This is a genomic window from Curtobacterium sp. MMLR14_002, assembly GCF_001864975.1.
Taxonomy (GTDB): Bacteria; Actinomycetota; Actinomycetes; order Actinomycetales; family Microbacteriaceae; genus Curtobacterium; species Curtobacterium flaccumfaciens.
In genome coordinates, this window is record NZ_MJGT01000070.1 from 2246 (window position 1) to 3050 (window position 805).

Consider the following 805-nt stretch of genomic DNA (forward strand, 5'->3'; position numbering starts at 1 on the left):
CGGTGGCCGGGCTGTCCGACTGAGTCGCCAGCGTCGCGGGACTGTTGTTGCGGGACTACCGGAGTGTGCTCGCCCAGCGCCCGATCGCGTCGTACGCCCGTTCCCGCACCTCCGGCGCGGACAGCACGACGTCGTGCAGGGCACCTTCGAGTCGGCGGACCGTGACCTCCTCGCCGAGGGAGAGCGAGCGGTGCGCCACCGTGTCGACGTTCAGGGCGACGTCGGCCCGCGCCATGCCCGGGTCCCACCGCGGCTGGAGCATGCTCTTGTCGCTCAGCATCACCAGGGTCGGGACCGCGATCCCGAGGCCCTTCTCGACCTGTGCCTGGCCGTCGAACACCGCGGCGAGCCACCCGGGGTGCAGGGGGAAGCCGCGCTCCGGCCGCCACTTCTGCTCGTAGGTCCACGACCCCTCGCCCTCGGCCGAGACGGTGCGGGTGTAGAAGCCGGGGTCGACGGCGGGCATCGGAGCGAGGGGGTTCCGACGGGCACCGAGCTTGATGACCGGTGCGACGATGGCCCGGCCGACCGCGGTGGCCTGGAACTCGAGCCACGGGCTGTTCAACACGAGGCCGTGCACGAGCTCCGGGTGTCGGGCAGCCCAGAGCGACAGGGTCAGGCCGCCGGTGGAGTGGCCCATCGGGACGAGTCGGCGCCGGTCCGAGCCGGGGTGCTCGGCCGAGATCGCGTCGAGCGCTGCGGCGATGTCCTCGTCGTACACGGCCAGGTCGTCGACCATGCCCGCGGTCTGGTACGGGCGCAGGCTCCGACCGTACTTCCGCAGGTCCAGCGCGTGGAACCGGGC

At 72.5% G+C, this 805-nt stretch carries 1 protein-coding gene; it reads right to left on the reverse strand.

Going from position 1 to position 805, the window contains the following annotated elements:
- Nucleotides 1–55 precede the first annotated feature (55 nt).
- On the reverse strand, nucleotides 56–805 hold a 750-nt coding region (locus BIU91_RS13365), incomplete at its 5' end, for an alpha/beta hydrolase (protein WP_071405857.1).